Origin of the sequence: Variovorax sp. UC122_21 (genome assembly GCF_044056785.1) — a bacterium.
In the GTDB taxonomy this organism is placed as follows: Bacteria; Pseudomonadota; Gammaproteobacteria; order Burkholderiales; family Burkholderiaceae_C; genus Variovorax.
In genome coordinates this window covers 3003463-3027595 of sequence record NZ_CP172004.1, presented here as the reverse complement: position 1 = coordinate 3027595, position 24133 = coordinate 3003463, and the positions used below count along the sequence as shown (strand labels likewise).

Genomic DNA, 24133 nt, shown 5'->3' with positions numbered 1-24133 from the left:
GGAGCGGCCTTGTGCATGGCGGCAGCGGTTTAGCTGAACAGCCGGCGCGCCAGCGGCGAGCCCGCCGCGAGGTCGCGCGCGTCGAGCGTGTCGTAGAGCTGCTCGAGGTCGGCGCCGATGGCGTCCATGGTCTCGTCGCGCAGCAGCTGGCCGTCGCTGTCGGTCACCACGCCGTCCATCTCGCGCGCCAGCGTGGCGGCGATCTCGCGCATGCGCGTGAAGGGCTGCTCGCCGCGGTCGACCTGCGGCACGTCGAGGCTCAGGCTCAGTTCGCGAATGGCCGACTGCGCCGGATCGTCGGCCAGCGCGGCCTGGGTGTCGAAGGCCAGGCCGAGGATCGGCGGCAGGCCCAGCTCGCTGGTCGGCAGCACCATGCGGCCCGGGATGATGCCGGCCACGAAGCCCAGCCGCGCAGCGTTCTGCTGCACATAGCCCGGGCTCCAGGCCGCATGCAGCGCGCGCAGCACGAAGCCCAGCTGCGCATCGTGCGCGCTGGCGAACTGGTCGAGCTCGCGCGCGCGCGCCACCTCGTCGAGCATCTCGGGAAATTCGGGCGCGCCGTTCAGCGCGTCGGCGAAGGCCTGGGCCTTGACCACGAACTCCGAATACTCGATCTCGTTGAGCGCGCCGGTGCGGTTGGCCAGTTGCACGCCGACCTGGAACGCGCCGTAGCGCTGTCCCGGCACGGGCGGCTCCCATTGGCGCGAGTGCTCGTTCAGGCCCTCGATGGCCACCGGCTTGCTGCCCGCGCGGCGCGTGGGCGGCATGGCGGCGATCGCGGCATCGCCCGAGGCCAGGCCGTCGAGCGAGATCGGCGCGATCACGTCGATCAGCGGATCGAGCCCGCCGCGCCGCTCGCCCGTGGGCACCGGCAGCGTGCCGGGCGCCGGCAGGTCGGGATCGAACAGCGGCTCGTGCCGGTCGTTCGTCGGCACCTGGCGCGGATCGACATGCAGCACCGGCTCGTAGCCGTCGTCGGACGGTGCGCGCTGCGCATCGGCCGGATCGTCGTCGGCCGCATCGGGCTGGCGCGGCGCGTTGCGGCGCGAACGCAGGGCGTCGTAGCCGATCACGGCCGCGAGGACGAGGCCACCGAGGATGGCCAGGGCAAGCGTGAGATTGCTCATGGGTGCGCGCGCCTCAGGCTGCCTCGACCATCGAGGCCGCCGCTTCCATGTCGACCGCGACGATGCGCGAGACGCCCTGCTCCTGCATGGTCACGCCGATCAGTTGCTCGGCCATTTCCATGGCGATCTTGTTGTGGCTGATGAAGAGGAACTGGGTTTCGCGGCTCATGGCGGTCACGAGTTTGGCGTAGCGCTCGGTGTTGGCGTCGTCCAGCGGCGCATCCACTTCGTCCAGCAGGCAGAACGGCGCGGGATTGAGTTGGAAGATCGCGAACACCAGCGCGATCGCGGTCAGCGCCTTCTCGCCACCCGACAGCAGGTGGATGGTCTGGTTCTTCTTGCCCGGCGGCTGCGCCATCACCTGCACGCCGGAATCGAGGATCTCGTCGCCGGTCATCATCAGCTTGGCGTTGCCGCCGCCGAACAGCTCGGGGAACATGCGGCTGAAGTGCTCGTTCACCGTCTTGAAGGTGCCGCCGAGCAGGTCGCGCGTTTCGGCGTCGATCTTGCGGATGGCGTCCTCGAGCGTGGTGATCGCCTCGTTGAGGTCGGTCGATTGCGCGTCGAGGAAGACCTTGCGCTCGCTCGCCACCGCGAGCTCGTCGAGCGCCGCGAGGTTGACCGCGCCGAGCGCCACCACCTCGCGGTTCAGCCTGTCGATCTCGCCCTGAAGGCCGGCCAGTCGCACCTTGTCGGTCTCGATCGACAACGCGATGGCCTCGAGGTCGGCGCCGGCATCGGCCAGCAGCTGCTCGTACTGCTCGAAGCCCAGGCGCGAGGCCTGTTCCTTGAGCTGGAATTCCGTGATGCGCTGGCGCAGCGGATCGAGTTCGCGCTCGAGCTGCAGCCGGCGTTCGTCGCTGGCGCGCAGCTTGAGCGTGAGGTCGTCGTACTGGCTGCGCGCGGCGCCCAGCGCGGTCTCGCGCTCGAGCTTGAGCGCGAGCGCGTCCTGCAGCCCGGCCTGGGCGGCGGCATCCGACAGCCGGCTCAGTTCGCCGCGGGCGCGTTCGTCCTCGTCGGCCAGCGCCACCGTTTGCTGCGAGGCGGTCTCGATCGAGCGGTTGAGTTCGCCGCGGCGCGCCTCGAGCGTGCGCTGCGCGAAGGTGGCTTCCTGCGCCTGGCGTTCGAGGCTGCGGTGCTGCTCGCGGCTGGCGGTCAGCGCGCGGCCGGCCTCGATCACGCGCTCGTCGAGCTCGGCATGGCGCTCCTGGCTGTCGGCCAGCTGCATGTCGAGCTCCTCGAAGCGGCCTTCGGCCGCGATGCGGCGCTCCTGCAGCTCCTCGAGCTGGGCGTCGACCTCGCCGAGGTCGGCCGCGAGCTGCTCGCTGCGCGCGCGGGTCTGTTCGGCCAATTGCGTGAGGCGCAGGGTCTCGACCTGCAACTCGTGCGCGCGCGACTGCGTGTCGGCGGCTTCGCGCCGCGCCGACACCAGCCGCTGGGCGGCGTCGGCATAGGCGGCCTCGGCGCGCACCAGCGCGGCACGGGCGTCCTCGCTGATCAGCGCCTGGGCACGCAGCTGGCGGTCGAGGTTCTCCATCTCCTGCTGGCGCGCCAGCAGGCCGGCCTGTTCGGAATCGGGGGCGTAGAAGTTGACACCGTGCGAACTGACCGCGTGGCCGCTCTGCACGTAGATCGTTTCGCCGGGCTGCAAGCTGCCGCGCTGGGCCAGCGCCTCCTCGAAGCTCGCGGCGGTGTAGCAGCCGTGCAGCCAGTCGGCCAGCAAGGCCTGCTGGCCCGCGTCGTTGAGGCGCAGCAGGCTCGACAGCCGCGGCAGGCTGGCGGTGCCTTCGGGCACACCGGCGACCGGCGGGTTGTAGAAGGCCAGCTTGGCCGGCGGCGCGTCGTTGGCGAAGGCGCGGACCATGTCGAGCCGGCTGACCTCGAGCGCGCCCAGGCGCTCGCGCAGCGCGGATTCGAGCGCGTTCTCCCAGCCCTGTTCGATGTGGATGCGGCTCCACAGGCCCTGCAGGCCGTCGAGCCCATGCTTGGCGAGCCAGGGCGCGAGCTTGCCGTCGGTCTTGACCTTCTCCTGCAGCGCGCGCAGCGCCTCGAGCCGCGCCGACAGCTCGGCATGGCGCGCACCCTCGCTGTTCACCGCCTGCTGGCGCGTGCGGCGGTCGTCGTCGAGCCGCGGCACCGCTTCCTGCAGGTCCTGCAGCCGCGCATCGGCCTCGCTGGCCGCTTCCTGCGCGGCCTCGAGCTGCTCCTGCATCGCCACCAGCTTCGCCTCGTCGGGCGCGGCCAGCCCCTTCTGGTCGGCGCGCAGCCGCTCGCTGCGCTGGTTGAGCTGGCGCGACTGCTCCTCGATGTTGCGCTGGTCGGCCGCCAGCACCTGGATCTGCTGCTGCACTTGCACCACGGCCGTGCGCTGCGCGTTGGCCTGGTCCTGCGCCCGCTGCTGCGCCTCCTCGAGTTCGGGCATGCGCGCGTCGTGCTCCTCGAGCTGGGCTGCCAGCAGCACGGCCTGCTCCTCGGCGTCCACGCCCTGCCCGGCCAGCGTTTCGATCTCGGCCTCGGCCTCGACGCGGCGGTTGTCCCACTGCGCGATCTGCTCGCGCAGCTGCACCAGCCGCTGCTCCACGCGCTGGCGGCCCTCGACCACAAAGCGGATCTCGCCCTCGAGCCGGCCGACCTCGGCGCTGGCTTCGTAGAGCTTGCCCTGGGCCTGGTTGACCAGGTCGCCGGCGCCGTAGTGGGCCTGGCGCACGGTTTCGAGTTCGTTCTCGATGTGGCGCAGGTCGGCGGTGCGCGACTCGAGGTCGTTGATCGCCTTCTCGGACTCGGCCTTGATGCGCGCCTTGTCGCTCTCGCTCTCGGCGCGCTTGAGGAACCACAGCTGGTGCTGCTTCTTCGTGGCGTCGCCCTGCAGCGCGTTGTAGCGCGCGGCCACCTCGGCCTGCTTCTCGAGCTTCTCGAGGTTGGCGTTGAGCTCGCGCAGGATGTCCTCGACGCGCGTCAGGTTCTCGCGCGTGTCGCCCAGGCGGTTCTCGGTCTCGCGGCGGCGTTCCTTGTACTTCGAGACGCCCGCGGCCTCCTCGAGGAACAGGCGCAGTTCCTCGGGCTTCGATTCGATGATCCGGCTGATCGTGCCCTGGCCGATGATGGCGTAGGCGCGCGGGCCCAGGCCGGTGCCGAGGAACACGTCCTGCACGTCGCGCCGGCGCACCGGCTGGTTGTTGATGAAGTAGCTGCTGGTGCCGTCGCGCGTGAGCACGCGCCGCACCGCGATCTCGCCGAACTGGTTCCACTGGCCGCCGGCGCGGTGGTCGGCGTTGTCGAACACCAGTTCCACGCTCGAGCGGCTGGCCTGCTTGCGCGTGGTCGTGCCGTTGAAGATCACGTCCTGCATCGACTCGCCACGCAGTTCCGAGGCACGCGACTCGCCCAGCACCCAGCGCACCGCATCCATGATGTTCGACTTGCCGCAACCGTTGGGCCCGACCACCCCGACCAGTTGGCCCGGCAGCAGGAAGTTGGTGGGTTCGGCGAACGACTTGAAGCCCGAGAGCTTGATGGAATTGAGACGCACGACTTGTCGGCCTGTCCTGCGTGAATGTGTCCCCGGCTAGAGGGCCAGGTCAACAATTAACGCCAAGGTATTGATTTGTAAGGAAAATTGCACGGGCCCGCCGCTTGAAGCAGGCCGCCGCCCCAGCCGTGGATGATAACGTCAGGGCATGAGCGAATCCTCGGTTTCTCCCCTGAAAGACCGCCGCGCCTGGCTGCTCGCGGGCACCGGCACCCTGCTCGGGCTCGGCGGCTGCGGCGCGTTCCAGAACACCCAGCGCGCCGAACCCTACGCCAACCAGGAATGGCTGCAGTCGAGCGCCAACCGCATCGCCAACCTTCTCGCTGCGCGACAACCTCGAGTCGATACGGCGCGTGCAGACCACGCTCTACCGGCGCAATCCGCGCGAGTGGCGCAAGTCGGCCGCCAACATGGACGCCGCCAGCCAGCGCGCCTGGGCCGCCGTGACGCAGGGGCCCGACCTGCCCGAGCTGCGCGGCGCCACCGGCATCGACGCGATCCGTCTGGCCTTCGACACCGGGCCGCAGGGCTACCAGGGCGACCGCGTGGCCGCCCTGGTGGTGGGCTGGGCCTCGATGCTCAAGCAGGCCAACGGCGACACCTGGGAGCAGAGCATGATCGACGGCATCAATGCCGAGAACAGCTACCGGGCCGCGCGCAACTTCGAGATCTCGCTGTGGCTGATCGCCTCCAAGACCGGGCCCGACGGCCAGCCGCTGCTGCTGGCGACCGAGATCAGCGAACGCGGCCGCAACCTCGTGGCCGACCGCGAGTTGTCGAAGGTGGTCGCGCGGCTCGACCTGCTGGCGGCCCAGGCCGACGAGAAGTACCGGCGCGCGGCGCTCGATTTCGGGCAGAACTGGGTGATGGGCGTGGTGATGCCCTTCTTCACGCTGGTGCCGCGCTGACGCCGGGCCGGCGGCGCGGCGGCAACGGCGGCCACGGGCCAGGGATCATTCGGAAACATATTTCCGAATTTGCCATTTGCGGTAATATCTTTCCATGACCAAGCAGGAACTGATCGCCGCGCTGATCGCCCGCCGCGAGGCCGCCGGCCTCTCCGGGGCCGAGATCGCGCAGCGCTCGGGCCTGACCGAGCGCTCGGTGCGCAACGCGCTCGGGCCGCAGGGCAATCCGCAGATGTCCTCGCTGCTCGCGCTGGTCGAGGCGCTGGGGCTCGAGCTGCAGCTGGCGCCCAAGGGCTTCGGCGCCAGTGCCTCGCTCGACACCGATGCCGGCTATCGCCCCGTTGCCACGCGCGTGGGTACCGCGGTGGCCGCCGTGGCGCAGTCCCCGGCGCCGCCGCCCTATCCCCCCGGCGAGCCGACCCGGCGCGGCTCGCGCAGGCGCTCGCCATGAACGTCAAGATCCTCGAGATCGCGCTCGGCGCGCGCCGCTTCGGCAAGCTGTTCCAGTACGCCGACCTGTGCCGCTTCGTGGCCGAGCCCGAGATCGTCGCGGCGCCGCCGGCCGAGGTGCTGTCGCTGTCGATGGTGGCGAACGACGCCGCCTCGCAGGCGGCTCTGTGGAGCGACGTCAAGAACCCGCTGTTCAACGCCCAGGGCGGTCAGCTGCCGCGCTTCTTCCAGAACCTGCTGCCCGAGGGCGTGCTGCGCAGCCACATCGCGCAGCTGCGCGGCTGCCGCGAGAACGACCATTTCGAGCTGCTCGCGGCCTGCGGCGGCGACCTGCCGGGCGCGGTGAGCGCGCGCCCGGTGTCGGTGGACCGCGCCACCTTGCAGCGGCTCATCACGCAGGACCAGGACGCGCTCGAGATGTCGGTGGTCGAGCTGCCGATGCCGCAGGGCATCTCGGTGTCGGGCGTGCAGCCCAAGCTGGGCCTGCGTCGCCAGGGCGGGCGCTACGTGGCGCGCACCCGCGCCGGCGCCAGCACGCGCGTGATCGCCAAGCTGCCCGTGGCCGGGCGACCGCACATGCCGCAGCTCGAGATGCTCTCGCTGCGGATGGCGGCCGCAGCGGGCGTCGAGGTCTGCCATGCCGAACTCGCGCCGCTGTCCGCCATCTCGGCCGAACACAGCTACGCCCTGCCCGACGAACCCGAATTCCTCGCGGTCACGCGCTTCGACCGCGACGGTGCGCGCCGCATCCACTTCGAGGACTTCGCGCAGGTGCTGGGCTTCGACCCGCTGCACAAGTACGGCGGCAGCTACCTCGACATGGCGCTCGCGATGCGGGCCTTTCCCTCGCTCGGCGAGGAGGCGGTGCTCGAGCTGGTGCGCCGGCTCGCGGTCAACGAACTGCTCGGCAATCCCGATGCGCACCTGAAGAACTTCGGCGTGCTCTATCCCGACGGCGCCTCGCCGCGCTTCGCGCCGGCCTACGACATCGTGGCCTATGCGGCGCTGCAGGGCGTCGAGGGCCATGCGCTGCCGCTGCTGCCAGCCACAGGCAGTGCAGCGCCTCGGCGCAGCGGACTGTTCAGCCCCGCCAACGTGCGCGCCTTCTGCTTCTCGGCCGGCCTGCACGAGCCGCAGGTGCGACGCGTGGTCAGCGACACCGCACGCCGCGCGCGCGAGCAGTGGCCCGCGATGATCGACCGCGCCGCGCTGCCCGCGCCGTGGAAGGCACGGCTGCAGCAGCGCCTGCAATCCCACCCCCTGCTGCAGGGAATGGCCCGGCGCGGCCAATAGCGGCTGGGCCCGACGGAGCCGGCATCGCCGCGCGGCACGAGATACACACGCGCACAACTTTGCGCGATGATGCTTCCGCCCGGGTGACATAGTTCAACGCAACGTGACAGGAATTGGCGCATGCGAGTCGGTATCGTGGTTCTGGAGTTGTTGATCGACGCGGGCGCGGCCTGCGCCGCCCTGGGCCTGCTCGGTGCCGGCAGCGCCGCCTTCACGGCCGCGAGGCGCCGCTACATCGGCGGCGACGAGAGCCTCGCGGCGCCCTCCGCGAACGGCCAGTCCGACGACCACATCGACGGCGGCCCTGCGGGCGATTCGTCCCCGCGCCGGGAGTCCGCCACCCCAAGCTGAGGCAAACTGTCGCCGGCTCCCTGAATCTTCCACATCTACCAGCGACACCATGAGCTCCATCAATTTCATCGGCGGCGAAAAAGGCGGGGTCGGCAAGTCGGTCACGGCACGGGTCCTGGCCCAGTACTTCATCGACCACAGCCGCCCCTTCACGGGCTTCGACACCGACCGCTCGCACAGCTCGTTCACCCGCTTCTACGAAGGCTTCGCCTCGCCCGTGGTGGTCGACAGCTTCGAAGGGCTCGACACCGTGGTCAACGGCTTCGAGACCCATCCGCAGCAGAGCGTGATCGTCGACCTCGCGGCGCAGACGCTGGCGCCGCTGGCGCGCTGGATCAAGGAATCCGACCTGTTCGACGTCTTCGCCGAGATCGGCGTGACCGTCAATTTCTGGCACGTGCTCGACGACGGCAAGGACTCCTCGGACCTGCTCGGCACGCTGGTCGACACCTTCGGCAGCCGGCCCAACTACATCGTGGTGCAGAACTACGGCCGCGGCAGCGACTTCGGCACCCTGCTCGGTTCGCAGTCGATGTCCAAGGCCACCGCGAACGGCGCGCGCGTGATCGCGCTGCCGCGCCTGCACGAGGCCAGCATGCGCAAGATCGATGCGCAGAGCACCAGTTTCTGGAAGGCCGTGAACGACCGCGAAGGCCCGCACGCGCTGGGCCTGCTCGAACGCCAGCGCGTGAAGTCGTGGCTGGCGACCGCCTACGCGGCCTTCGACACGCTGCCGCTCTGAGCGCGAGCTAGATCATTCCGCCGTTGACCGAAATCACCTGCCCGGTGATGTAGGCCGCCTCGTCGCTCGCGAGGAAGGCGGCCAGGGCCGCCACTTCCTCGGGCTTGCCGGCGCGCTTGGCGGGCACCATCTGCTGGATCAGCGCCGGGTCGAACACGGCGTCGGCCATCGGCGAGGCGATGATCCCGGGCGCGATCGCATTGACCGTCACGCCGCGCGAGGCCACCTCGAGCGACAGCGCCTTGGTCGCGCTGTTGAGCGCGCCCTTGGCCGCGGCGTAGTTCACCTGGCCCTTGTTGCCCACCAGCGCCGCCACCGACGAGATGTTGAGCACGCGACCCCAGCGGGTGCGCATCATCGGCAGCAAGAGCGGCTGGGTCACGCGGAAGAAGCCGTTGAGCGAGATGTCGATCACCTTGTGCCACTGCTCGGCGCGCATGCCCGGCAGCACGGCGTCGTCGTGCACGCCCGCGTTGTTGACGATCACCTGCACCGGCCCCGGCTCGAGCATGCGCGCGCAGGCGGCCGCGCAGGCCTCGTCGCTGCGCAGGTCGAAGACGTGGCATTCGGCCTTGCCGCCGGCCGCGACGATCTTCGCGGCCAGTTGCTCGACCGCTTCGGGGCGCGAGTTCGCATGCAGCAGCACGGTCGCGCCGTCGCGCGCGAAGCGCTCGGCCATGGCGGCGCCGAGCGCGCCGCTGGCGCCCGTGATCAGGGCGCGTTTTCCTTGGAGGCTCATGATTCCTTCGGGGTGTCCAGGGCCAGCGGCGTGTTCAGCACCACCACCGCGCGGCCATCGGCCAGCGCACGGCCTTCGCCGTCCCTGAGCCAGAACTCGTACATCACCTGCCGGGCGTCGCCCGACAGCCGCCGCGCCTCGACCTGCAGGCGCCCCTCGACCTCGTCGAGCCGCGCCACCGTCGTGCGCACGCCGCGCGTGCTCGCGAGGAAGCCGGCCGAGGGCGTCGCGCCCTCGCTCGCCAGCAGCCCGCCATGCAGCGCCATCGCCTGCGCGGCGTACTCGACGGCATTCGGCGCCAGCAGCCCGCTGGCCGTGCGCAACGGGTTGTCGGCATCGCGGTGGGTGGCGGTGCTGCAGCGGATCGTTTCCGCATCCCAGCCCTCGAGCCGCTCGAGCAGGCACATGCTGCCGCGGTGCGGAATGCGCTGCGCGATGCCCTCGCGCTCCAGCGTCTGCGGCACGAAGCTCATCGCGCGGCCTCCGGCACCAGATCGGCCACCAGCAGCACATTGGCGAACGGCGTGCCTTCGCTCATCGGAATGCTCTGCACGCCGAAGCCCAGCCGCTCGAGCAGCGCCGTCCATTCGGCCAGCGGACGGCCCCAGGTCGGCGACACCTTGTGGCCGCGCACGCGCGTCACGGTGCGGTCGACCCACTGGCTGATCGCGAAGCCGCGGCGGCTCGAGGCATCGCCCACGCGCAGCAGCAGCCGCGCCCGGGGACTGCCACCGCGCTGCAAGGCGTCGCGCACGCGGCGCAGCACGCCTTCCTGCGCGGCATGGTCCACGTAGTGCAGCACGTCGAGGATCACGACCAGGTCGCAATCGGGCAGATCGGCCGCGCACATGTCGGCACAGAGCAGCCGCGGCGCGGGCTCGAGATGGCCGATGGACGCTTCGGCGCGCGCCACGTCCTTGGGCATCAGCTCGATGCCGGTGTATTCGGCGGCGCTCGGCGTGGCGCCCCAGCCGGCCGGCCAGCGGCCCTGCTGCTGCATGCGGCTCATCGAGGCCAGCAGGCTCGCGAACAGGCCCTGGCCGCAACCGATGTCGACCACGCGGCGATGCTGCGCATCGATCAGCCCGCGCTCGAGCAGACCGCGGAACACCGGATCGCGCCCGAGCTTGCCGCGCGCGAAGTGCCAGGCGAAGCTGCCGCCCTTTCTGTAGGGATCGGTGGCGGCCTCGTGCAGCTCGCGCCAGGCGTTGTCGGCCGAGAGCACGGCGCTCATTCCCGAAGCCCCTCGGGCAGGGTCACGGCGCGCAGTCCATCGGCGCGCAGGCGTTCGAGCAGCAAGGGCAGTACCTCCAGCAATACGGGTTCTCCACGGGCGGTGCGCGCGGCATTGCCGTCGTGCAGCAGCAGGATGTCGCCGGCCGCCAGACCGCGCGTCAGGCGCGCCAGCACGCGCTGCGCATCGCCCTCGCGGGTGTCGAAGCCGCGGCGGGTCCAGCTCACGAGCGACAGGCCGAGCCGGTGCAGCACCGGTTCCAGAAAGGGATTGCGCAGCCCGGCCGGCGCGCGAAAGCAGCTCGGGCGCTGGCCCGTGACCTCGGCCAGGATCTGCTGCGCCTGCGCGATCTCGCTGGCGAAGCCGCGCGGGCCGAGGAAGGAGAAGTTGTGCCGATGCCGCGCCGTGTGGTTCTGGATGCTGTGGCCGCGCGCGACGATCTCGCGCGCCAGCGCCGGCTGGGCCCGCACGCGCTCGGCGATGCAGAAGAAGGTGGCGCGCTGGCCATGGGCGTCGAGCAGGTCGAGCACGCGCGGCGTCACCGCGGGCTCGGGGCCGTCGTCGATGGTGATCGCCACCTCGCGGCGCGCGATCGCCGCGGCCGGCAACCGCGTGACGTTGGGGCCCAGCAGCCGGCTGCGCGGCGTGAGGCCGGCCGCGGTGATCAGCGCATGGTTGAGCACGATCGCGCCGAGGGCCCAGGGCCAGGCGCCCGGCGCCAGCACGCCCGCGCCGACGGCGGCCGCGTGCCAGGCCGCGCTGGCACGGATGGCCGGCGGCCAGGGCCAGGATTCGGGGGTGGCGGGTGCGGTCGACATGGCGCGGGATTGTGCGTCAGCCGCGCGCGCCGCCGCCCGAAGACCCCGTCTCGCCCGCGGGTGGTGCCGCGGGCGGCGTCACGCGGCGCGCGAAGGCGGCCGACAGCAGCAGCGCGAGCAGTGCGCCCGGTGCCACCACGCGGCCGATCGAGGACAGCGCGGGAATGTCGGAGATCGCGATCAGGCCGAAGGAGACCACGGTCGTCAGGTTGGCGAGCATCAGCGAGGCCAGCGTGTCCTCGTCGGCCCGGCCCGTGGTGCGCAGCTGGTCGAAGAACAGCGCGTAGTTCGAGCCCACCGCCACGATCAGCAGCAGTCCCACCAGGTGCAGGATGCCGAGCGCGGCCTGCATCACGGCCATGCCGCCGAGCGTGAGCATCACGGCGAACAGCAGTGGCTGGCACACCGCCAGCAGGCGCCGGCCCGAGCGCAGGTAGATGCCCAGCAGCACGACCACGGCCAGCGCGCCCAGCAGCACCTGCACGAAGGCCTCGTGCAGGTAGCGCCGGTAGAGGCTGCCGAGCTCGCGGCCCACGTCGACCACCTGCACCTCGGGCACGCCGGCGAGCGCGGCCTCGAGCTTCGACTGCTCGAACTTCGGCCCCGGATGCAGCGCGATCAGCGTCGACCAGCCGCCGCCCGGGCGTTCGTACATCAGCGAGCTGACCACCGCGCGCAGCGGGCCTTCGCGGAGTTCGTCGAGCTGCACCGGCTTGAGCTGACGCGCGGCCTCGACGTCGGCCACGAAAGGCGCGAGCCGGCTGGCCGGCAGCGGCAGGCCCTGCGTGGCCTCTACCAGGCGGGTGCGCAGCGTGTCGGCATCGGGCAGGCTCGCCAGGCGCGCCTGCTGGGCCGCGATGCTCGGCAGCACGCGCGTCACGGTCTCGAAGCCGCCGAGCTCGCCGCGGTCGACCAGTGCATTGAGCCTGGCGCTCGCGGCCTCGTTGTTGCGCAGCGCCGCCTGGGCGTCGGCGCCATTGGCCATCACGATGATGCCGCCGTCGCTGGTGCCGATGTCGTTGCGCAGCATCTCGTCGAGCTGCTGCTGCGCGCGCGGCACCGGGCTCATCGCGCTGAGGTCGGCGCGCCACAGGTGGCCGCCCTGCCACAGCACCAGCGCCAACGCGGCCACGCCCAACGCAGCGAGCGGCCAGCGCAGGCGCGGCAGGTTGCGCACCATCAGGCCGGCGAAGCTCGCCATCTGGCGCCGCATGCCCATGCCGGTGGCGCCGTCGGGCGCGAGCATCGGCAGCGCGTAGCGGGTCGCGACGGCGGCCGCGACCAGGCCCGCGATCGAGAACACGCCGAGCTGGGCCAGGCCCGGGAAGCCCGAGAACACCAGCGCCGCGAAGCCGCAGACCGAGGTCAGCAGGCCGATGCGCACCGTGGGCCAGTGCACCGTGCGCCAGCGCTGCCAGCCGGTGCCGGGCACGGCGGCGCCGCGCGCCTGGATCAGGTAGTAGATGGCGTAGTCGACCGTCTCGCCGATCAGCGTGCTGCCGAAGCCCAGCGTGAGCCCGTGCACCGAACCGAAGACCCAGCTGACCGCCGCGGTGCCGATCACCACGCCGGTGGCCACCGGCAGGAAGGCGATCACCAGCGCGCGCGGCGAGGCGAAGGCCAGCAGCAGCAGCCCGCCCATGACGATGCCGCCGACGATCGCGAGATGGATCGCCTCGGTCTTGATCTTGTCGCGGCTGAGCACCGAGAACACCGGCGGGCCGGTCAACAGCAGTTGCGGCTTCGCTTCGCCGAGGTCGCGCGTGGCCGCCTCGTGGGCCGCGTGCACGCGCGCGATCGCCACCGCCTGCGCGTCGAGGTCGCTGCCGGCGGCGCGCGTGGTCAGGATCATCAGCGCGCGCGGCGCGGTGCGCGACATCCACACGCCGTCCTCGCTGCGCGGCGCGCTGGCCGGCACCAGCTCCTCGGCGATGCGCGTGGTCTCGCCCGTGGGGTCGCGGTCGAGGAAGGGCTTGATCACGTTGCCGGCCGGCGTGCCGAGCAGCGACAGCGTCTCGTTGATCGCGTCGCGCAGGCCCTCGACCGTGAAACGCTCGGGCGCCACGCCCGGCGAGAGCTGGTAGCGGTGCTGGAACACCCAGGTGCCGGCCTCGGTCCAGTCGCCGGTGTCGCCGTTCTGGATCAGGTCGAACAGCTGGCTCTCGCGCATGCTCTTCGCCATCGCGCGCGACACCTGCGCGCGCGCCTCGGGCGTGCCGCCCTCGAGGCCCAGCATCAGGGTGCGCGAGGCCACGCCGCTTTGCAGCTGCTCGATCAGCACGCGCTGGCGCGCATCCGGGCTCTTGGGCAGGAAGGCCGACAGGTCGGCGTTGAACTGGGTGCGCGAGATCTCGAACACGCCGGCCAGCAGCAGCGCCACCCAGACCAGCAGCACGACCGCGCGGCGCTGCCAGCTCGGCGGCCCCTGCGGCGCGGTCGCGCTCACGGCGTGGCGCGCCCGGCCGGCGCCGCCGCCGGTGCGGGGGCGGCCGCGGGACGGTCGGGCACGATGTTCATCACCGAGCGGTCGCCGCCGACGAACTCCATCTCGAGCCCGAGCACGTCGCTCGCGCGCCCGCTGATGCGCATGCTGCGCACCTGGGCCGCGAGCCGGCTGTCGATCGGCGTGAGATCGAGCGCCCACTGGCTGGCCGAGCCGGTCACGGTGCTGCGGAAATAGCGCTGCAGCGTGCTGCCGTCGCCGCTGAGCGTGCCGCGCATGGCTTCGACCAGGCCCAGCAGCTCGGGCATGCTGTCGAGTGCCAGCGTGCGGTTGCGGCCGCCGCGCGACAGGGTCAGCGTGTTGCCCTCGACCGCCATGGTCTCGACGCGCGGCGACAAGGTGCGGCGCACCAGCTTGTCGGGCGCATCGAAGCTCAGGGTGCCGCGCGCATCGAGCGGGCCTTCGAGGCCGTGCACGAAGCGCTGCTCGGTGAAGCGGGCCTCGCCGCTCTTCTGCTTGGCCAGCAGCCCCATCAGTTCGTTGAGGTCGAAGGCCCAGGCCGGCGCGGCGCCGAAGGCCAGCACCAGCAGCAGCGCCTGGAAGAACCGCTCAAGCCGCCGCGGGCGCATCTGCATCTTCGAGCCAGAAATCATGGAAATTGAACCAGTTGTAGGGGTAGGCGCGGCACAGCGCCTCGAGGCGCGCCACATAGGCTTCGACCGCGGCGCGGATCAGCCGTTCGCGCTCGGCGGCATCGGCCGGGCGTGGGCCGAAGTCGGCCAGGCGTTCGAAGCGGACATCGTAGCGCGCGCCGCCCTGGTAGACGCCGGCCATGAAGAACACCGGCCGCCGCAGCAGCGCCGCGAGCCGGAACGGCCCGTCGTTGAAGCTGGCGTCGCGGCCCAGGAACGGCAGCACGATGTTGTTGCCGCGCTGCTGCGCGGGCTGGTCCTCGCTGCCCGGCAGCGTGCGGTCGGCCAGCATGCCGCCCATGCCGCCGCCGTCGAGCCAGTCGCGCAGCGCGAGCATCGAATGCGGCCGGCCCAGCGCGATCACATGGGGCCGCGCCTCGGGCAGGCTGATCGCGTTGAGGATGGCGGTGATGCGCTGCGCGTTGTCGGGGTACATCAGCATCGCGAGGCGCATGCGCGCCTCGTCGGGCTGCTGGCGCTTGCAGGCGCCCATGGCCTCGAAGCTGCCCACGTGCGCGCCGAGCAGGAAGGCGCCGCGCCCCTCGAGCGCCGCGTTCTCGAGCTCGACCTGGCCGTCCATGCGGAAGTCGAACAGGTCCATGCGCCCGCGCAGGAAATACACCCGGTCGAGCACCGTCGAGGCGAAGGCATGCAGCAGCTTGAAGCCGTCGACCCAGCCGGCCCGCGGGCCGATGGCGCGGAACAGGTAGCGCTTGATGTGGCGCCGCGGCGTGGGCGCGAACAGCAGGAAATACAGCGCGATCGGCGGCAGCAGCAGCCGCGTGACGCGGCGGCCGAAGAAGATCGCCATGAAGCAGATGAAGCGCAGCGCGAGCATGTTGCTGCGCTCGGGGGCGCGGGTCCAGTCGGCCGCGTCGGCGGAAGCGGCGGGAGTGGCGCCCGCGGGCGGCGCGGTCCGGGCCGCGGCGTTCACCGCGCGGGTCTCGGCCTCGGTGTGCTTCATCGCGGCGACTCTGCCACGGGCGTCCAGCGGCCGGTGACGGCCACCACGCCGTCGCAGCGCACGTCGAAGCGCACACCGCCGCCGCCGGCCTCGGGATTCAGCTCGATCGCCAGCACGGCGCCCGGACGCACCGGCGCCAGGAACTTGGCCGCCGCCAGCGTGGGATGGGTGCCGAGCCGGGCCAGCAGCGCCGGCACGCGGCGGATCGCCTCCTGCACCTCGGCCAGCACCAGCGCGCCGGGAAGCAGCGGCTGGCCGGGAAAATGGCCGGCGAACACCGGATGGTCGACCGGCACCGTGTGCACGAGCCGCACCGGCGTGTCGTCCTCGGCCAGCTGCGCCAGCGCGAACTCGCGCAGCGCGCGCACCGTGAGCTTGCCCGTGCCCTCGCGCGGAAAACGCTTCACGTGCACCACGCGCCGCGGCACGAACACCGGCTCGAGCCGTTGCCGCAGCGCGCCGACGATGGCCGCCGCCGTGAGCTCGGGCGCCACCACGAAGGCGATCGGCCGCACCACGCCGTCGGCCACCTCGTCGGGCAGCCAGAAGGCGCCGTCGTCCACGCCCGGAATGCTGTTGAGGTGGTAGTTGAGGTGGGCCAGCGAACTGCGCCGGCCGGCCACGTGGATCAGGTCGTTGGCGCGGCCGAACAGCCGGAAGCGGCGTTCGTCGAGCAGCTCGAGCACGTCGGCCATCGGCGTCGGCTCGGGCAGGAAGTCGCCGCTGAAGATGAAGCGCTCGTTGCCGTCCTCGCCGCCGGGCTCGGCATGCACGCGGATCTGGCCGAAGGTCTCCCAGACCTCGGTCTCGGTGGTGCGGCGCATCGCGACCTGGCCCGATTCGGTGCTGCCGTAGATCTCGAGCAGCACGCCGTGCAGCGCCTGCTCGGCCTGGGCGGCGAGCTGCGGCGACAGCGGCGCGGTGGCCGAGAGGATCAGGTCGACCTCGGGCAGCGCGATGCCCGACAGCAGCAGCGTCTTGAGGTGGAACGGCGTGGTCACCAGCGCGCGCGGCCGCGGCACCGAGGCCAGGGCCTGCGCCACGTCGGCCGGGAAGAAGGGCCGGCCGCTGTCGAAGGCGGCGCCGCCGAGCATCGCCAGCAGCACCGAGGATTCGAGCCCGTAGCTGTGCTGCACCGGCACCGTGGCGACCAGGGTCAGGCCCGCGAGCGAAGGCAGATCGAGCACGCGGCACAGGCGCTCCACCGCCACCGCCACGTCGCCCGTGAGGGTGCCCCAGGTCTTGGCATGCGGCTGGGGCGCGCCGGTGGAGCCCGAGGTCAGCAGGCTGGCCGCGTGGCGTGCGGCGTCGATCATCGGCACGGCGGCCAGGTCCGCCGCCTCGGCGGGCGACGGGCCGGCGCTCTTCTCGATCACCACGCGCGCCATGCCGGGCGTCTGCAGCGCCGGGTCGTCGACCAGCGCGAACAGCCCGCCGCCATGCGATTCGCGCAGCCGCGACAGCGTGTCGGCGCGCGCATCGGGCGGCAGCAGGCTGGCGTGGCCGCGCACCAGGGCCGCGGCCATGCCGACGATGAAGTCGTAGCGGTCGGAACAGAGATTGACCGCGGCGCCGTGGGCCGGCAGTTGCGGCGCGAGGCGGGCCACGTCGGCCAGGAACTGGCGCGTGCTCAGCGGCACGCCGTCGCGCCAGGCGAGCGGCGCATCGGGATCGCGGTCGGCAAGCAGCGGCAGCAGGCCAGGATTCGGTGTCACGCGGTGCCTCTTCCTCTTTCGTGTCGGTCCGCCGGGCCGGCGGAATTCAGCGCGGGCCGCCGCCGGCGCTGCTGTCGGCCGACGAACTCCCGTAGAAGGCGCGCACCGCATCGACCATGCGGGTGCGCTCGAACTCGGGGTGCAGCCGGTAGCGCAGCAGGTGTTCGCCGACGAACAGCAGCGCCACGCTGGCGGGCGTCAGCACATTGGCCAGCAGCGACCAGGCCGAGAACGACAGCGTGAGGTAGACCACGATCGACGACAGCACCACCAGCGCGAAATAGCCGGTCCAGATGCGCGTGAGCTGCGTGGTGTAGGCGCGCATCGCGCCGCGCAGCGGATGCACGCGCTGCGCGAACTGGGTGATCAGCGGCGTGCTGTCGCCGCGCAACGTGGAGCCGAACCAGCCGCACAGCAAGGCATTGATGGCCACGTGCTGGAACACGTAGAGCCGGTTGGTGTCGCCCGCCTCGCCGCTGAGCACCAGCGCGAAGCCGGCCAGGCCCAGCGCGACCACCGCGGCGAAGCCCCAGCGGCCGAAGCGGCTGGCGGCGAAGCCCATGGCGGCGAGCCACAGCGGCCCCAGCAGCACGACCACCGCCCACGGCTCGGTGGCGTGGAACAGCATCATCCAGTGGGAAGCACCGGCATAGGCCACCCCCACCAGCAGCAGGAGCGCCAGGCGCCATCGTGACATGGGGTTCAGGCCGCGCGGTTCTGGGCGACGTGGGCCGCGAGCGTGCGCAACGACTGGAAGATCTGCTGGTTGCGTTCGTCGTCCGAACGCAGCTGGAAGCCATAGCGGCGCGAGACTTCGAGCGCGACCTCGAGGATGTCGATCGAATCGAGGCCGAGGCCTTCGCCATACAGCGGATCGGTCGGGACGATGTCGGCCGGTGCCACCTCGAGATTGAGCGCGTTCACCAGCAGCACGGCCAGTTCCTGCTCGATCGGCGACTGTTCGGCATCGCCATCGGCGGGAATGGGGGGCTGAGCAGTCGAAGACAAGAAAAACCTCCAGAAACTTTTTGCCGCAAGGGCGCGTGGGCCGTGGATTATAGGAGGGCGGCTTGATTAGACTGGCCGCCCCGACACGACCCGGAACCGTCCATGGCCGACTCTCTTCTGATCGCCCGCCACGAGAGCGTGGAATGCGCCCTCCTCCCGGCCCTCGCCAACCGCCACGGCCTCATCACCGGCGCCACCGGCACCGGCAAGACGGTCACGCTGCAGACCATGGCCGAGAAGCTGTCGTCCATCGGCGTGCCGGTGTTCATGGCCGACGTCAAGGGCGACCTGACCGGGATCAGCCAGCAAGGCGCCATCGGCGAGAAGATGGCCGCCACGCTCAAGGAGCGCGGCATCGAGCTGCCCGAGCCGCTGGGCTGCCCCGTCACGCTGTGGGACGTGTTCGGCGAGCAGGGCCACCCGGTGCGCGCCACCGTCTCCGACATGGGCCCGCTGTTGCTGGGCCGCATGCTCGACCTGAACGAAACCCAGGCCGGCGTGCTGAACCTGGTGTTCAAGATCGCCGACGACAACGGCCTGCTGCTGCTCGACCTCAAGGACCTGCGCGCGATGCTGCAGCACGTGGGCGAGAACGCGAGCCAGTTCACCACTGCGTACGGCAACATCAGCGCCGCCAGCGTGGGCGCGATCCAGCGCGGCCTGCTGCAGATCGAGACCCAGGGCGGCGACAAATTCTTCGGCGAGCCGATGCTCAACATCGCCGACTTCATGCAGACCGTGGGCGGCAAGGGGGTGGTCAACATCCTCGCGGCCGACAAGCTCATGAACTCGCCGCGCCTGTACGCCACCTTCCTGCTGTGGATGCTGTCGGAGCTGTTCGAGCAACTGCCCGAGATCGGCGACCCCGACCAGCCCAAGCTGGCCTTCTTCTTCGACGAGGCCCACCTGCTGTTCAACGAGGCGCCCAAGGCGCTGGTCGAGCGCATCGAGCTGGTGGTGCGGCTGGTGCGCTCCAAGGGCGTGGGCGTGTATTTCGTGACCCAGAACCCGCTCGACATTCCCGATTCGGTGCTGGCCCAGCTCGGCAACCGCGTGCAGCATGCGCTGCGCGCCTTCACGCCGCGCGACCAGAAGGCGGTGAAGGCCACGGCCACCACCATGCGGCAGAAGCCCGGCCTCGACATCGAGAAGGCCATCACCGAGCTCGCGGTCGGCGAGGCGCTCGTGAGCTTCCTCGACGAGAAGGGCCGCCCGAGCGTGACCGAGCGCGTCTACGTGCTGCCGCCCGGCAGCCGGATCGGCCCGATCACGACCGCTCAGCGCCAGGCGCTCCTGGCCGGTTCGCTGGTGGCGGGCGTCTACGAGAAGGCGGTCGATCGCGAATCGGCCTACGAGAAGCTCAAGGGCCGCGCCGAGACCGCGCCCGGAGCACCCGCCGCGGGCAAGGCCACGCCCGGCAAGCCGGCGGAAGAGGGTTCGGGCGCCGGCGGCATGCTCGAACGACCTGCTGTTCGGCCACACCGGCCCGCGCGGCGCCAAGCACGACGGCCTGGTGCAGACCATGGCCAAGTCGGCGGTGCGCACCATGGGCACCTCGGTCGGCAAGGAGATCCTGCGCGGCGTGCTCGGCGGCATCTTCGGCTCGAAGAAGCGCTGAGCGGCGCGGCGACGGCCCCATGTCCTCGGGCAAGCCTCCGGCCAGGGACATCGCGGCGTTCTGGGAGCGCTGCATCTGGCCGCGCGTGCTCACTCAATGCGAACGCGAGACCGCCTACAAGGCGCTCTACACGCGCGAGCACGGCCAGGGCGAATTCGTCTGCCAGCGCAACGAGATCGCCGACAGCTGGATCGGCGTGATCGAGGGCTTCCTGCGCGTGCAGGACACCTCGGCCGACGGCAAGCCCGTGATGTTCACGGGCGTGGCCGCGGGCGGCTGGATCGGCGAAGGTTCGCTGCTGAAGGTCGAGCAGCGCAAGTACGAGATCGCCGCCACCCGCCCCACCGTCACCTTGCACCTGCCGCGCGACACCTTCGCCTGGCTGCTCGACAGGAGCGTGCCGTTCAACCACTTCATGCTGTCGCATTTGAACGAGCGGCTCAGCCAGTTCATCGCCACGGTCAAGTTCGACCGCCTGCTCGAGCCCACGGGCCGCGTCGCGCGCGGCATCGCGAGCCTGTTCCATCCGGTGCTCTATCCCAACACCGACGCCACCCTGCAGATCAGTCAGGAAGAAATCGGCTGGATGGTCGGCGTGTCGCGCCAGCGCGTGAACGTGGCGCTGCACGAACTCGAGGCGGCGCAGCTCATCAAGACCGGTTACGGCTACATCAACGTGCTCGACCGGCAGCGGCTGTCGCGCTATCCGAACAACCAGCCGGGCTGAAACACCCGCGCGGCGGGCGCTTCGCTCGTTCGCTGCCTCAGAGCGGCGTCGACACCGGCGCGGCCGGCAGGTCCTGCCCGCCCGGGCCGCCGCGGAAGGTGGTCGGCGTCCACGGCACCTGCCCCACGCCCGGCTTGCTCCAGTCGCACACGCCATCGGGGAAGGTCGCCTGCAGCCGCACCTGCTGGCCGCCCGTGAAGACGGCGCCGGCGTAGTCGGCCGAGGCGAAGTCGATCGGCTTGAGCTGGCACTTGAACACGTCTTCCGAGAGCGGTCCGCCCGACACGATGCGCACCGATTCGTAGGGCTTGACCGGGCAGGCGGCGCTGCCGAAGCCGATGTCGACCAGCTCGGCGGTGGTCATGCCCGCGGTCGCGATGCACTGGTCGACCGCGTCGGAGGGCTTGTTCTTCACGACCTTCCTCTCCTTCGTGTCGGCGGACCTGTCGGCCTCCATGGCGCCGAGCCAGCGGTCCATCATCAGGAAGGCCTGCCGGGTCAGCGCGACGCCGGTGCCGGCGTTGCTCGCCAGCACCACGTGGTTGTCGTGCCCGCCGTTGCCCGCGTCCAGGCGCGCACGCTGCTGGTAGGTGCGCCAGGCCATGTGGATGTCGGCGCCGAGCTCGGGCCGCAGGTCGATGACCGGCACCTTCGCGAGGTTCTTCGCGTAGCTGACGAGGCCGCTGCGGTAGAGCGCGGTCATCGCGCTGGCCTGCATCCGCGCACGCGCCGCGGGAATGACGGCCTTGTCGCCCGACCAGATCATGTCGGCGTCCCAGCTGCCGATGCCTTCGTTGAGCGCGACGAACTCCTCGGGCGTGATGGCGCCGGAGCGCAGGGCCTTGAGCCCGTACTGCACGCCCGCGTTGTCGTAGGGCAGGTTCGGCACAGTGTTGCCGTTGAGCTCGGTGGTGCCGAGGATCGCCGTCATCACGTCGTGGATCGTGCAGCGCACGCCGTTGGGCCGCAGCGCCGGGTCGTACACCAGCGCCGCCGGAAAGCCCGGCCCGCAGTTGGTGGCCTGCACCGGGTTCTGCGGCGCGAGGAAGGAATAGACCCAGTTGGTGCAGTAGTCGGCGGTCGGATGGCCTTCGATGGCCGCGCGTGCCGCCGGCGACAGGCCCGCGCCCGGGCCGGTGCCGTAGTAGCGCCAGAGGTTGCCGCAGTCGCGCGTCTCGATCCAGGTCGTCACCGCGTCGGGGTAGCTGTAGCCGGTCTGCAGTCCGTCGAGCAGGCCGGGCATCACCGAGGCCGGCACGGTCTGCATCATCGAGCCGCCCGAGCCGCCATCGGACATGGTGTAGCGGATCTCGCCGTAGGTATCGACGATGTGTTCCTTGACCATCATGATGTTCTCGGTCGCGAGGAACTCGTTGTTGTTGTCGTTGTGGTTGGTGAGCTGCGAGTTGACCGTCATGAAGCCGGCGCGCAGCGCGTTGTCGTCGAACAGCGCCGTGCCCGGGTTCTGCTGGAAGCGGTTGCCCGAGGCCGAGGCGCCCATCTTCCAGAGCACCTTGCCGTTCCAGCCCTTCTGCGGCTCCCACGGCGTCCACGGCCTGGCGGGATCGAAGTACACCGCCACCTGGTATTCGCCGCGGCCCATCGTGCCCAGCTCCACGCGCAGCAGCGCCTTCACGGTGTCGCCGCGGTCGGTCGTGAAGTTCGCGATCTCGGCGTCCTTCGGCCGCTTGGCCGGGTCGTACTGCAGGAAGCAGGCGTAGGGACCGAAGGGCTGCTGGCCGCAGTCGGTGCCCTCCTTCGCCTTCGGCTGGTAGTAGTAGGTGTAGACGGTGGGCGCGTTGCAGTCGGCGTCGACCGGGTCGGCGTCGAGCCCGCTCACCAGCGTGGTCGCGGTGGCCGAGAGCCCGGTGCCGGGCACCGTCACCGTCGCGACCGAACCGGCCTTCGTGGCGCAGATCCACGGCTGCACCGGCGTGCCCGCGAAGATGTTGCCGCCGCGCGCGAAGTTCTCGATCGCGAGCTTGGCGCCCGTCTTCGTCGACTTGAGCGTGGCGGTGAGCGTGTTGCTGCCCACGCGCAGCCCGGTCACGGTGCCGAGCACGCGGCCGTTGGCGCGCAGCGCGAAGGCGGAGGAGACGTCCTTGCCGTCGAGGTCCACCGCGAGGTCGAGTGCACTCTTGCCCTCGGGCAACACGATCTCGACGTAGGCATCGCCGTCGCTGATCATGTCGGCGCGGTTCGACAGCGTCCTGATCTTGAGTTCGCCCGTCGCCGCCGAAGGTGGCGGTGGCGATTCCGGCTGCGAGCCGGAGGGCGGAAGAATCGGCAGTGCCACGCCGCCGCCGCCGCTGCCGCCGCAGCTCGCGAGGGTGACGACCGCGCACAGGCCCAGGACCCGCAGTCCCGTTCTGAGGATGTCTCGCATCGATGTCTCCTGTTGTTGTGAGAGAAACGCGACGCGATTGCAATCCTTTCGCTCTTTTCGAACTGTTCAGCGAACGACATTTCGCCGCGGGACAGGGTTTGTCCCAGTGCGGCGTACGAGCGCTCGCAGGCCCCTACCAGCGCAGCAGCCGCGGCCCGAGCAAGGCGCCGACCAGCACCGGCACCGCGATTCCGCTCACGTACCAGACCGCGAGGAACGGCGCCGTGAGCTCCATGCAGTGCAGCGCATAGACGGCCGCGCCCACGCCACCGGCGAGCGCGCCGGCCGCCGCGCCGGCCAGCGCGGGCCGGGTCGGCGCGAGGCTGCGCAGCGCGGCCATGGCGCCGACGAACACCGGCAGCGCCATCACCGCGATGCTCAGGGCGCAGATGCGCCACGACTGGCCCATCAACGAGGGCATGCGCCCTTCCATCGGCGTGTCGAACCAGGCCACCACGGCCAGCGCCCAGACCGCCAGCACCGGCAGCACGGCACCGATCCAGGCCCGGCGCACCGGCACGCCCGGCCGCGCGAGCCGCTGCACCATCACGAAGGCGGCGCCCGCGATCGCCAGCGGGAACAGCAGCTTGACCCAGAACATCGGCCAGAACAGGGCCTGCAGCAGGTCGCGCCGCGGCCCGTAGTCGACCAGCAGGATCGCGAGCGACAGCGGCGCGCCGATGGCCAGTGCCAGCCCCAAGCGCCGGCTCGCCGCCTGGCGCGGCACGGCCACCGGCCCGGCGGCGAGCAAGGCGACCAGATCGTCGGTCTTCATGCGGCGCTCCCGAAGCGCGCGGCCAATGCCTTGAGCCCGCGATGGATGCCCACCTTGACCGCCGACTCGGACATGCCCGTGAGGCTCGCGGTCTCGGCCACCGACAGGCCCTCGATCTTCACGTGCACGATCGGCAGGCGCTGGCGCTCGGGCAGGGTCTCGAGCAGGCCGCCGAGGTCGCGGCGCGCATCGCTGGCCTCGATGTCGGAGGCCGCGAACAGGCCCTGTTCATCGTCGATCGGGTCCTGCAGCGCCTCGCGCGAGGACTTCGCGCGCAGCAGGTCGATCATCTTGTAGCGCGCGATCGCATGCACCCAGGCCGTCAGCGGCTGGTCGCTCTGGTAGGTATGGCGCTGGTTGTGCATGGCGAGCAGGCATTCCTGGACGAGGTCTTCCACATCATCGGGCCAGCCGAACAGCCGCCGGCCCAGGAAAGCGCGCAGGTGCGCGCTGAGTCGCTGCAGGAAGTCGCGGTACGCCTTCGCGTCGCCGTCGAGGCCGCGAAGGAAGAGGCTGCGCAGCGCCGCCTCGGCGTCGCTCGTTTGCATCCTGCTGCCTTCGTTGTTTCGTGCCATCGGACCGGCTGGTTACAGCCTCGTCGAAAAAGTTCCGAC

General features: G+C 71.0%; 21 protein-coding genes and 1 pseudogene. 7 read left to right on the top strand and 15 right to left on the bottom strand.

From position 1 onward, the window contains the following. Positions 1-29: 29 nt before the first annotated feature. Positions 30-1127, bottom strand: a complete 1098-nt coding sequence (locus ACHMXE_RS26640) for a cell division protein ZipA C-terminal FtsZ-binding domain-containing protein (protein ID WP_209541482.1) — start codon at positions 1125-1127, stop codon at positions 30-32. A 13-nt stretch (positions 1128-1140) separates the two neighbouring features. Next, positions 1141-4656 carry a chromosome segregation protein SMC gene (gene smc / locus ACHMXE_RS26635; protein WP_395352342.1) on the bottom strand — a complete coding sequence of 1172 codons (3516 nt, stop codon included), beginning with the start codon at positions 4654-4656 and terminating at the stop codon, positions 1141-1143. A gap of 353 nt (positions 4657-5009) precedes the next feature. Here smc and ACHMXE_RS26630 point away from each other — a divergent pair, with 353 nt between their 5' ends. The 5 genes from ACHMXE_RS26630 to ACHMXE_RS26610 all read left to right on the top strand — a co-directional run bounded on the left by ACHMXE_RS26630 (position 5010) and on the right by ACHMXE_RS26610 (position 8400). Continuing rightward, positions 5010-5564: a hypothetical protein gene (locus ACHMXE_RS26630; protein WP_395352340.1), complete on the top strand. Its 555-nt coding sequence runs from the start codon at positions 5010-5012 to the stop codon at positions 5562-5564. A 94-nt stretch (positions 5565-5658) separates the two neighbouring features. Further along, positions 5659-6015, top strand: a complete 357-nt coding sequence (locus ACHMXE_RS26625; RefSeq protein ID WP_395352338.1) for a helix-turn-helix domain-containing protein — start codon at positions 5659-5661, stop codon at positions 6013-6015. Beyond that, positions 6012-7307 (top strand): type II toxin-antitoxin system HipA family toxin, encoded by a 1296-nt coding sequence (locus ACHMXE_RS26620; RefSeq protein ID WP_395352336.1) that lies wholly within the window; start codon positions 6012-6014, stop codon positions 7305-7307. The genes ACHMXE_RS26625 and ACHMXE_RS26620 overlap by 4 nt, the downstream gene beginning before the upstream one ends. A gap of 120 nt (positions 7308-7427) precedes the next feature. Beyond that, on the top strand, positions 7428-7658 hold the full coding sequence (locus ACHMXE_RS26615) for a hypothetical protein (RefSeq protein WP_395352334.1): 231 nt from the start codon (positions 7428-7430) through the stop codon (positions 7656-7658). 49 nt (positions 7659-7707) lie between these two features. Further along, positions 7708-8400, top strand: a complete 693-nt coding sequence (locus ACHMXE_RS26610) for a mobilization protein (RefSeq protein WP_203201121.1) — start codon at positions 7708-7710, stop codon at positions 8398-8400. 7 nt (positions 8401-8407) lie between these two features. On the opposite strand, the gene fabG is transcribed toward ACHMXE_RS26610, so the two are convergent. From fabG to ACHMXE_RS26560, 10 genes are read right to left on the bottom strand one after another with little or no spacing between them, the layout of a single operon-like run. Continuing rightward, on the bottom strand, positions 8408-9139 hold the full coding sequence (gene fabG / locus ACHMXE_RS26605) for a 3-oxoacyl-ACP reductase FabG (protein WP_203201122.1): 732 nt from the start codon (positions 9137-9139) through the stop codon (positions 8408-8410). After that, the gene (locus tag ACHMXE_RS26600) at positions 9136-9612 is read right to left on the bottom strand and encodes a hydroxymyristoyl-ACP dehydratase (protein ID WP_203201123.1); all 477 of its coding nucleotides are present in this window, start codon (positions 9610-9612) and stop codon (positions 9136-9138) included. The genes fabG and ACHMXE_RS26600 overlap by 4 nt, the downstream gene beginning before the upstream one ends. Then, positions 9609-10373, bottom strand: a complete 765-nt coding sequence (locus ACHMXE_RS26595; RefSeq protein ID WP_395352331.1) for a class I SAM-dependent methyltransferase — start codon at positions 10371-10373, stop codon at positions 9609-9611. The genes ACHMXE_RS26600 and ACHMXE_RS26595 overlap by 4 nt, the downstream gene beginning before the upstream one ends. Further along, positions 10370-11191 carry a polysaccharide deacetylase family protein gene (locus tag ACHMXE_RS26590; RefSeq protein WP_395352329.1) on the bottom strand — a complete coding sequence of 274 codons (822 nt, stop codon included), beginning with the start codon at positions 11189-11191 and terminating at the stop codon, positions 10370-10372. The genes ACHMXE_RS26595 and ACHMXE_RS26590 overlap by 4 nt, the downstream gene beginning before the upstream one ends. Before the next feature lie 16 nt (positions 11192-11207). Further along, positions 11208-13637 carry an MMPL family transporter gene (locus tag ACHMXE_RS26585; protein WP_395352327.1) on the bottom strand — a complete coding sequence of 810 codons (2430 nt, stop codon included), beginning with the start codon at positions 13635-13637 and terminating at the stop codon, positions 11208-11210. Beyond that, positions 13634-14287 carry a LolA-related protein gene (locus tag ACHMXE_RS26580; protein ID WP_395352325.1) on the bottom strand — a complete coding sequence of 218 codons (654 nt, stop codon included), beginning with the start codon at positions 14285-14287 and terminating at the stop codon, positions 13634-13636. Before ACHMXE_RS26580 ends, ACHMXE_RS26585 begins: the two co-directional genes overlap by 4 nt. Next, positions 14244-15290, bottom strand: a complete 1047-nt coding sequence (locus ACHMXE_RS26575) for an acyl-CoA synthetase (RefSeq protein WP_395352323.1) — start codon at positions 15288-15290, stop codon at positions 14244-14246. The genes ACHMXE_RS26580 and ACHMXE_RS26575 overlap by 44 nt, the downstream gene beginning before the upstream one ends. Beyond that, a complete protein-coding gene (locus ACHMXE_RS26570; protein ID WP_395352322.1) occupies positions 15287-17005 on the bottom strand; it encodes an AMP-binding protein in 1719 nt (572 codons plus the stop codon). Before ACHMXE_RS26570 ends, ACHMXE_RS26575 begins: the two co-directional genes overlap by 4 nt. 46 nt (positions 17006-17051) lie before the next feature. After that, entirely contained in the window at positions 17052-17702 is a 651-nt protein-coding gene (locus ACHMXE_RS26565; protein WP_209541469.1) for a hypothetical protein, read from the bottom strand. A 5-nt stretch (positions 17703-17707) separates the two neighbouring features. Further along, entirely contained in the window at positions 17708-18013 is a 306-nt protein-coding gene (locus ACHMXE_RS26560) for a phosphopantetheine-binding protein (RefSeq protein WP_203201130.1), read from the bottom strand. A gap of 102 nt (positions 18014-18115) precedes the next feature. Here ACHMXE_RS26560 and ACHMXE_RS26555 point away from each other — a divergent pair. After that, positions 18116-19631: pseudogene (locus ACHMXE_RS26555) on the top strand (helicase HerA-like domain-containing protein). An 85-nt stretch (positions 19632-19716) separates the two neighbouring features. Continuing rightward, positions 19717-20358: a Crp/Fnr family transcriptional regulator gene (locus tag ACHMXE_RS26550; protein ID WP_395352826.1), complete on the top strand. Its 642-nt coding sequence runs from the start codon at positions 19717-19719 to the stop codon at positions 20356-20358. Positions 20359-20395: 37 nt separating this feature from the next. Here the strand turns inward: ACHMXE_RS26550 and ACHMXE_RS26545 are convergent, their stop codons facing one another. From ACHMXE_RS26545 to ACHMXE_RS26535, 3 genes are all read right to left on the bottom strand, one after another. Continuing rightward, the gene (locus ACHMXE_RS26545) at positions 20396-22744 is read right to left on the bottom strand and encodes a DUF6351 family protein (RefSeq protein WP_395352320.1); all 2349 of its coding nucleotides are present in this window, start codon (positions 22742-22744) and stop codon (positions 20396-20398) included. 133 nt (positions 22745-22877) lie between these two features. Next, complete coding sequence (locus ACHMXE_RS26540) at positions 22878-23519, bottom strand: DUF1109 domain-containing protein (RefSeq protein ID WP_395352318.1); 642 nt, start codon at positions 23517-23519, stop codon at positions 22878-22880. Then, positions 23516-24094 (bottom strand): sigma-70 family RNA polymerase sigma factor, encoded by a 579-nt coding sequence (locus ACHMXE_RS26535; protein ID WP_203201135.1) that lies wholly within the window; start codon positions 24092-24094, stop codon positions 23516-23518. Before ACHMXE_RS26535 ends, ACHMXE_RS26540 begins: the two co-directional genes overlap by 4 nt. Between the last annotated feature and the right edge of the window lie 39 nt (positions 24095-24133).

What these genes read in the sequence shown, in the direction of transcription:
- ACHMXE_RS26535 (WP_203201135.1), bottom strand. Translation starts at nt 24,094, where the DNA reads ATGGCACGAAACAACGAAGGCAGCAGGATGCAAACGAGCGACGCCGAG.
- ACHMXE_RS26590 (WP_395352329.1), bottom strand. Translation starts at nt 11,191, where the DNA reads ATGTCGACCGCACCCGCCACCCCCGAATCCTGGCCCTGGCCGCCGGCC.
- ACHMXE_RS26620 (WP_395352336.1), top strand. Translation starts at nt 6,012, where the DNA reads ATGAACGTCAAGATCCTCGAGATCGCGCTCGGCGCGCGCCGCTTCGGC.
- ACHMXE_RS26600 (WP_203201123.1), bottom strand. Translation starts at nt 9,612, where the DNA reads ATGAGCTTCGTGCCGCAGACGCTGGAGCGCGAGGGCATCGCGCAGCGC.
- ACHMXE_RS26595 (WP_395352331.1), bottom strand. Translation starts at nt 10,373, where the DNA reads ATGAGCGCCGTGCTCTCGGCCGACAACGCCTGGCGCGAGCTGCACGAG.
- ACHMXE_RS26545 (WP_395352320.1), bottom strand. Translation starts at nt 22,744, where the DNA reads ATGCGAGACATCCTCAGAACGGGACTGCGGGTCCTGGGCCTGTGCGCG.
- ACHMXE_RS26640 (WP_209541482.1), bottom strand. Translation starts at nt 1,127, where the DNA reads ATGAGCAATCTCACGCTTGCCCTGGCCATCCTCGGTGGCCTCGTCCTC.
- ACHMXE_RS26615 (WP_395352334.1), top strand. Translation starts at nt 7,428, where the DNA reads ATGCGAGTCGGTATCGTGGTTCTGGAGTTGTTGATCGACGCGGGCGCG.
- ACHMXE_RS26610 (WP_203201121.1), top strand. Translation starts at nt 7,708, where the DNA reads ATGAGCTCCATCAATTTCATCGGCGGCGAAAAAGGCGGGGTCGGCAAG.
- fabG (WP_203201122.1), bottom strand. Translation starts at nt 9,139, where the DNA reads ATGAGCCTCCAAGGAAAACGCGCCCTGATCACGGGCGCCAGCGGCGCG.
- ACHMXE_RS26540 (WP_395352318.1), bottom strand. Translation starts at nt 23,519, where the DNA reads ATGAAGACCGACGATCTGGTCGCCTTGCTCGCCGCCGGGCCGGTGGCC.
- ACHMXE_RS26565 (WP_209541469.1), bottom strand. Translation starts at nt 17,702, where the DNA reads ATGTCACGATGGCGCCTGGCGCTCCTGCTGCTGGTGGGGGTGGCCTAT.
- ACHMXE_RS26625 (WP_395352338.1), top strand. Translation starts at nt 5,659, where the DNA reads ATGACCAAGCAGGAACTGATCGCCGCGCTGATCGCCCGCCGCGAGGCC.
- ACHMXE_RS26580 (WP_395352325.1), bottom strand. Translation starts at nt 14,287, where the DNA reads ATGATTTCTGGCTCGAAGATGCAGATGCGCCCGCGGCGGCTTGAGCGG.
- ACHMXE_RS26575 (WP_395352323.1), bottom strand. Translation starts at nt 15,290, where the DNA reads ATGAAGCACACCGAGGCCGAGACCCGCGCGGTGAACGCCGCGGCCCGG.